Below are 7,270 nucleotides of genomic sequence, written 5' to 3' on the forward strand. Positions count from 1 at the left end.
TAACAAACTATTTAGGATGACACAAATACTATCGAATCGGCTTGTTTTAGCAACGATTCTGTTAACTTTGTTCAATATGCGACTTGGGCGCTTTTCTAAAGATTCTATTCATCATGTATTCCTTTTCCTCTGTTTCTACTTCTATGGGAGTAAATACAAGCACAATAGAATCACTCTGATTTGTTACCAGTAATTGGTGTCTAAAGTTAGACATTTATTGCGTAACTAAAGAAAAATCATAGGGTGTTTTTTGTTGTGCTTAAATATTAGCTTCACGAAATCAGGGAAACGATTTCTAATGAGAATGCCGAGGTGTGATATTAAATAACGATTATTAGGAGGATTGATTATGAGCTCATTTTCAAGATCAAAAAATAGAGGACATTACCCGGATCCAAATCATGGCGGCGGACATTATAAAAGGCCGCATGGCTCGGGAGGAATATTAGGTAAAATATTTGAGGCCTTGACAGGTTCGAGTTCAAGAAGGCATTCACTGTCTGGTTCAAACCGCCACAACAGGTATTCATCGAGTCATCATCGTAAGAGTTCATGGTCTTAAACCTATTTAGACGGGACAAATTATATAAGCCGTCTGAGCAAATAGCTGACTATATAATCGAGAAAACGATAGGAGAAGGCCGATTTGGTATCTGCTATCAGGTTTCTCAGGATCAGAAATTGTATATTCTCAAGCAACTAAAAAGGGGAATGCTTAAGAAAGCGGGAGTAAAGGCTCGATTTGAGGAGGAAATTCTAAAGAGCCTACAGCATGAGAGCGTTCCTCGGTTTATTAAAAAGATTGAATGTGAAGACTTCTATGGCTATGTACTTGAATTTAAGGCGGGTAAAACGTTCGAGGACATAATTTATCTCGATAAACACGTGTTTGCAAGAGCAGAGATCTATAAAGTAGGACACCAACTTGTCGAAATTTTAAAGTACTTGCATTCAAAGAGCATAGTCCATAGAGATATAAGGGTGCCCAATACATTGTATGATGGTCAAACGGTTAACCTTGTTGATTTTGGGCTTGCTCGTTGGATTAATAACGAGATATACAGGGCTGATATGGATTTCGCATTTATGGGAGACTTCCTGCTGCACCTGTATTACTCTTCTTTTGAACTCAAAGGCTTCAAGAAGCGCCCTTGGTATGACGAATTACTGTTGAAGCCAAAGGAACTGTTACTTTTAAAAAGGCTAATGGGTGTCAATCAACGGTATAAAAGTATTTTTGACGTTGAAGAAGATTTTCACGAGACGTTTCAAGCCAATAAATAAGAGGTGTGGTGAAAGTCAGGGGGTTTTGCTCCGCTATTTTATCCATTTACAGAAATATGTTCCCACAAGCCTCACCGATCAAATGAAACATGGAAGAAAAAAACCGCGCGATATGGGCTTTAGGGACAATCGTTCTTTAAAGCTGCAGTATTGGGAGTTAGTTCACATGTCTTATTTAATAGAGTGACAATTATGAACACTACATCAATTGACAAATGGAAACTACATAATTAACATTGCATTATAAGGCAATGGCGCCGTAACAGTTGTAAAACTGACGGGGCCTTTTTCATGCTTAAAGAAGAGTTACTTAAAAGAGGTGTCAGTAAGAATTTGATAAACGCTTATCGAGGGTTACCTAAAAGTATATATATTTTTTTTATAGTTCAAATAGTAAACAGATTTGGAGATTTTGTAGTTCCGTTTTTAACCTTGTACTTAACCCAAAAGCTGGGTTTGTCATTTGAAGCTACCGGTGTAATAGTTATGCTTGCATCTTTAGTAAGAATTCCGGGCTCTCTTTTTGGTGGTAAATTTGCAGACCTTCTGGGCAGAAAAAAAGTTTATGTATTAGCTCAAACACTTGCCGGTGTTTTACTTGTACCTTGTGCTTTTCAAAAAAATCCTTCTATTAATATAATATGTATTCTATTAGCTACTTTTTTCAACGGAGCGGTAAGGCCTTCAATTAATTCGATCATTGCAGATATATTACCGCCGCATAAGAGACAGTTAGGTTATTCTTTAAACTATTTAGGGATTAATATCGGAGTGGCTTTAGGTCCGATTGTGGCAGGATTTTTATTTAACCATTCTCTGCCCTTACTTTTTTTAGGCGATGCACTAACGTCATTTTTTGCGGTTACCCTTGTTGTAAGGTATGTCAGCGAAGTCAACTCTATTTCCGCCGAAGCAGCTGTAACTGAAGAAGAAAAGGATGAGTCCGAGAATATTTTTAAGGCTCTTTATAAGAGGCCGCATATTATAATTCTCTTAATGATTTATATAATCTATAGTGCCGTTTATACGCAGCATAGATTCTCTCTGCCAATAATGTTAGATAACACATTTTTAGCTCAAGGCCCGGAAAAATTCGGCTGGCTTATGAGTATCAATGCTTTAACAGTTATCACCTCAACGATGTGGATTACAACTATTACAAAAAGGGTTAAGCCTATAAATAATCTTGGTTTAGCTGGCGTTCTATATGCCATAGGCTTTGGCATGATAGGAGAAATCCATACGTTTTTCCTCTTCATCATATCTACTATTTTATGGACATTTGGAGAAATTCTTATGGCAACAAATTTTGGCACCTACATTGCCAATAATAGTCCGAGAAATTATAGGGCCAGATTTAGTGCTTTAAGTAACATAAGCAATGCAATAGGTGGATCCCTTGGAACTTCACTAATGGGTGTATACATTGGTACAAGGGGAATAAATTCAGTATGGCAAATTATTTTTGTGATATCGTGTCTTGCGGCAATTCTCATGTTTACTTTATCTATCAATACTTGTCGATAACGACATCCAGTATCGATTATTTGATGGTTTTTGCACGATGTAGGCAATAAAAAGTACATATCACAACGCCAATTTCCCAAATGCCTGAGTAATTTTGAGCCTTTAAAAAAGAACCCTGGAACGGCAGAGGAATTCGGAGATGCATGTATCGCTTTGCATATTTTGCTATATTCAGAAAATATAAAATATATTTACACATAACTATTGATATATTAATAAATGAGTAATAGAATGTTAACACATAAACTATTATAAGGGAGATTATCGCCGTGCCTATATTTGAGGATTATGTTTGCTTTCAAATGGGAATTGCTGCTAGGACATTGCAAAAATATTATAACGTCAAATATTCCGATTATGGACTTACTTTGTCTCAATCATTTATTCTTTTGGCTCTTTATGAACAAGATGGTTTAGGTGTAAAAGGGTTAGCTGAACGCCTGTTTCTGGATAGCTCTGCTATTACTGGATTAATCGATAGAATGGAGAAAGAAGATCTACTGGAAAGAAGAACTGATCCCGAGGATCGGCGGGCTTTTCAGATAAACCTTACTCTAAAAGGCAGAACTCTTGCTGAACAAATACTTCCCATTTCTCAAGATCTCAATGATAGTCTGAAATTATCCTTAAATGATGCGGAATGGAATGGAGTCATTTCCTTCGTGAAGAAAATACAGGAATATTGTAAGTAGTTTTGTTCGGCTATATAGTTTATATGTCAATTATTGAGCAGTCGTCTTATTTTTTCGTCAATGACAGTTAATGATGGGAGCTAAAATATTTTAAAGGAGGATATTTTATGGGACACTTAACTCATGACAAAGACGAGGTTTACAGGTTACTGGCGGAGCGTATTAGCAGGAGCCCAGAAGGGGCATCGATAAACGAAACCTTGATGGCAATTCTGCATCGTCTCTTTACCGAGAGCGAAGCCCAGGTAGGCAGTAAATTTCCTTTGCTTCCCATGACTCTGGAACAAATTACAGGTCTTACCGGGATTAAGGGAGTGCAATTGAAGACTGTACTGGACGGTATGGCTGATAAAGGATTGGTGCTGGACATCCCACGGAAGGACACCGTATATTACATGTTGGCTCCGGTGGTCATTGGATTCTTTGAATATACCTTCATGCGGGTACGGGATAATGTAAATATGAAGGATTTAGCGGAACTTTTTCAAGCTTACTTTCATGACAAGGAAGTCAGGGATGAAATCTCTAGGTCTGATACCAAGATGATGAGGACAGTGGTATATGAACGCCTTATACCGTTAGCTGTGGAAACCGAGGTATTAACCTACGAAAGGGCCGGAGAAATTATCCGGCAGTCCGGTGGAGGTGCTATCTCCATATGCCCCTGCCGTCATAAGGCATCTCATCTTGGCAAAGCCTGTGACGCTCCTTTGGAAGTATGTACATCTATGGGCAGCGCCGCAGAGTGGGTCATACGCAGAGGTATGGGAAAACCAGCCACAGTGGACGATTTGCTGCGGGTGCTTGAGGAAACAGAAAAGCTTGGGTTGGTCCATAATTGCGATAATGTGATGAACAAGCCTGCTTATATGTGCCACTGCTGCAGCTGCTGCTGCGTAATTCTGACCGGCATCAAAGAATTCGGGACATATGTGACGCACCCCAGCAATTTTATTCCTGCATTAGACTCTGAAAATTGTGTGGGCTGCGGTACCTGCACTAACCGCTGTCCCATTGAAGCTATTACCATGCAAGATGACGGAAATGGAACGGAAATTCCAGTTGTAAATAAAGAGGTTTGTATAGGATGCGGCGTATGTGCTTCCGGCTGCCCCACTGGCGCATTAACCATGAGCCGACGACCGGTTTTGCATGTTCCTCCCCGGAACACGCGAGAAAAATTCACAAGAATGACCCGGGAGAAAAAAGGGGTTTAGGCATATTTCGATTTCGTTAATAATGGAGGTTAATTATGGTTGATATTTACCAAGTAGACTCTTTTACTACTGAACGATTCAAGGGCAATCCAGCAGGTGTTTGCGTTTTAGATAAATTTCCTGATGCTAAAAGTATGGTTAATATGGCTAGGGAGATGAACTTATCTGAGACTGCTTTTGTGGTAAGAGATAACTCTGAGTTTAAACTTAGGTGGTTCACTCCTACATTTGAGATAGATCTATGCGGACATGCTACTTTAGCAACAGCCCATATCTTATGGACAGAAGGATTTTGGGAAAAAGAGAAACCTATTATATTCAATACTCGAAGTGGAAAGCTTACTGTTAATCTTATAAATGACGATTTAATCGAAATGGATTTTCCTCGTCTAGAGTATTCAGAGGTGAATGAAGTTCCGAGTATACTAATAGACGGTTTAGGAGGAATAACACCGACTTTCAAAGGTAAATCGAGAGAAAACTATTTACTTGAAGTTGCAACCGAAGAAGAAGTTAGAGGTATACGGATTGACCTTTCCAAACTGTTAGAATGTGAGATGCACGGAGTCATTGTAACAGCTAAAAGTTTAGGTAAGTATGATTTTGTATCAAGATTTTTTGCGCCCGAAGTTGGAGTTCCTGAAGATCCAGTAACTGGCTCGGCACATTGTGTTCTGGCCTCATTTTGGAGTGACAAATTAGGTATAGCCAAATTCAAAGCGTACCAGTGTTCTGAACGTGGCGGAGAAATAAATATAGAAGTGTTAGAAGATCGGGTATTATTAAGAGGGAATGCTGTCACAATTTTTAAAGGTAAGCTATTGGAAAAACTCTGCTAGATGGTGGTCAAACGCCGGTTCCGATTTACAAATGCAGGAGTAGTTCGGCATTGCTGTGAGCGATTTTTTCCCTGTCAGAATTGCTGACCGGTAACTGAGAAAGGAAAGCCTGCCCCTTTTCCATCGAACCGTACGGATAGTCTACTGAGAACATAATGCGGTCGCTGCCGACTTCCAACAACAGATTAAGGAAAGCAGCGGTAAAATTGAAGCCGCTGAACGTGTAATGGATATTCTCTCTCAGATAGTCTGCCATCGGACGCTGTAATTTAGTTAGATTCGGCTGCAGAACTTGATTGATCCTTGGCAACATAAAAGGCAAAGCTTCGCCCAAGTGTCCAATAATGATCTGCAGTTTGGGATAGCGGTCGAATACTCCGCTGAGAATAAGACGCAGGATATGGACAGCAGTTTCGATGTGCCATCCCCAGCCTGCCGTCGAAAGTATACTGGTCACCTCCGATGAGAAATTGCCGGTGTAGTAGGCGTCGATTATCGGCTGCGGCGGTGGCGCTGGGTGCAGGTGGATTGGCACTTGAAGCGCTTCTGCCTGTTCCATGATGGGCCAAAAGAATTTGTCGTCCAGGTAGCGGCCCTGAATGTGACCATTGATCACCGCACCCTTGAAACCATGTTGGCAAACCATACGTTCCAGTTCAGCAGCGGCGAGGTCGGGAGCAGCTGTCGGCAGGGCAGCAAAGCCCGCGAAGCGACTGGGATGACGTTCTATCGCCGCTGCCAGGAAGTCATTAGCGCTGATGGCCATTTTCACCGCTTCCTCACCAGTTAACGACTCCGTACCGGGAGAGGTCAGTGAGAGCACCTGCATGTCAATACCGGCGGCGTTCATTTGGGTGATCCGACGTTCGTCGAGGTCGCACAGCTCTTCACCTTTGTTATGAAAGGATTGTTGGCCAATTCTGTCCATAAATCCCGGAAAGGCAAAATGCTCTTCGAGAGTAATGATACGCATTGTCATTGATTTCCTCCCTATAATATCTTGATATTTTCTTTAGATATCTCGTATTTTCATAGAATTCCTAGCTAACCAAATTAGCTCACCACGGATAGAATTCGCATAAAATGTCTAATTCGGAGAAATTGGATATGGCAAAGCCAACGTCTACTATTTGTGGATATGTTGGCCGTTGTAAACCCATGATTCTCACGGTGGTAAACCTCCCATGTCTAACAGGGTCAAGATTATAAATCTGCCCTAAATTCCTTCGTTCCACCTATCCATGATTGGGTGTCAGTTATGCTCCTCTACCGAGTCCTTGCTCTAATGGAAAAATATGCGACTGACTACCAGCTCTTTTGTTTTGCTAGGTTACCTGGATTGCTCGCTTCTGTGGTGACGCTTTAACCCACAGATCGTTTGTTTCTTATGGTTTCGCTGCTATTCTAATTACGCTGCTAAATGCTCAACTGGACGATGAATGTCCTTAATTAGCTTTTCTGGATCGTATTCTGTACCTTTTGTTAATATTGCATAGAACACCCGAATTAGTTTACAGCTTAAGGCAATTAGTGATTGTTTCTTCTTCAGGGGATTCTTGATCCTTGTTGTGTAGTAGTTGTGTATCTCTGCAAACTCTGCGTTTTTTGCGACTAGCGGCATCACTGCTTGAAATAGGATTGCCCTCAGTCGTGCGCGGCCGCGCTTACTGATCGTGGTCTGTCCCTTGTGCTTACCTGAGCTGCTTTCTCG

General features: G+C 40.9%; 8 protein-coding genes. 6 read left to right on the forward strand and 2 right to left on the reverse strand.

The features are described from left to right. Positions 1-349 precede the first annotated feature (349 nt). The 6 genes from DEAC_RS23395 to DEAC_RS20705 all read left to right on the forward strand — a co-directional run bounded on the left by DEAC_RS23395 (position 350) and on the right by DEAC_RS20705 (position 5,559). Positions 350-562, forward strand: a complete 213-nt coding sequence (locus DEAC_RS23395) for a hypothetical protein (protein ID WP_140417766.1) — start codon at positions 350-352, stop codon at positions 560-562. Next, entirely contained in the window at positions 553-1,284 is a 732-nt protein-coding gene (locus tag DEAC_RS20685) for a protein kinase family protein (protein WP_047811988.1), read from the forward strand. Before DEAC_RS23395 ends, DEAC_RS20685 begins: the two co-directional genes overlap by 10 nt. A gap of 291 nt (positions 1,285-1,575) precedes the next feature. Continuing rightward, entirely contained in the window at positions 1,576-2,811 is a 1,236-nt protein-coding gene (locus DEAC_RS20690) for an MDR family MFS transporter (protein ID WP_047811989.1), read from the forward strand. A gap of 269 nt (positions 2,812-3,080) precedes the next feature. Then, positions 3,081-3,503: a MarR family winged helix-turn-helix transcriptional regulator gene (locus DEAC_RS20695; protein WP_053006553.1), complete on the forward strand. Its 423-nt coding sequence runs from the start codon at positions 3,081-3,083 to the stop codon at positions 3,501-3,503. Between the two features lie 107 nt (positions 3,504-3,610). Next, entirely contained in the window at positions 3,611-4,720 is a 1,110-nt protein-coding gene (locus DEAC_RS20700) for a 4Fe-4S binding protein (RefSeq protein WP_047811990.1), read from the forward strand. A 35-nt stretch (positions 4,721-4,755) separates the two neighbouring features. After that, the gene (locus tag DEAC_RS20705; protein WP_047811991.1) at positions 4,756-5,559 is read left to right on the forward strand and encodes a PhzF family phenazine biosynthesis protein; all 804 of its coding nucleotides are present in this window, start codon (positions 4,756-4,758) and stop codon (positions 5,557-5,559) included. 25 nt (positions 5,560-5,584) lie between these two features. Here DEAC_RS20705 and DEAC_RS20710 read toward each other — a convergent pair whose 3' ends face one another. Together DEAC_RS20710 and DEAC_RS20715 are read right to left on the reverse strand one after the other, a co-directional pair. After that, complete coding sequence (locus tag DEAC_RS20710; protein ID WP_200903173.1) at positions 5,585-6,538, reverse strand: amidohydrolase family protein; 954 nt, start codon at positions 6,536-6,538, stop codon at positions 5,585-5,587. A 429-nt stretch (positions 6,539-6,967) separates the two neighbouring features. Next, the coding region (locus DEAC_RS20715) for a transposase (protein WP_047811992.1) at positions 6,968-7,270 on the reverse strand (303 nt) is incomplete at its 5' end.

Source organism: Desulfosporosinus acididurans, from assembly GCF_001029285.1.
Lineage (GTDB): Bacteria > Bacillota > Desulfitobacteriia > Desulfitobacteriales > Desulfitobacteriaceae > Desulfosporosinus > Desulfosporosinus acididurans.

What these genes read in the sequence shown, in the direction of transcription:
- DEAC_RS20710 (WP_200903173.1), bottom strand. Translation starts at nt 6,538, where the DNA reads ATGACAATGCGTATCATTACTCTCGAAGAGCATTTTGCCTTTCCGGGA.
- DEAC_RS20685 (WP_047811988.1), top strand. Translation starts at nt 553, where the DNA reads ATGGTCTTAAACCTATTTAGACGGGACAAATTATATAAGCCGTCTGAG.
- DEAC_RS20705 (WP_047811991.1), top strand. Translation starts at nt 4,756, where the DNA reads ATGGTTGATATTTACCAAGTAGACTCTTTTACTACTGAACGATTCAAG.
- DEAC_RS20690 (WP_047811989.1), top strand. Translation starts at nt 1,576, where the DNA reads ATGCTTAAAGAAGAGTTACTTAAAAGAGGTGTCAGTAAGAATTTGATA.
- DEAC_RS23395 (WP_140417766.1), top strand. Translation starts at nt 350, where the DNA reads ATGAGCTCATTTTCAAGATCAAAAAATAGAGGACATTACCCGGATCCA.
- DEAC_RS20700 (WP_047811990.1), top strand. Translation starts at nt 3,611, where the DNA reads ATGGGACACTTAACTCATGACAAAGACGAGGTTTACAGGTTACTGGCG.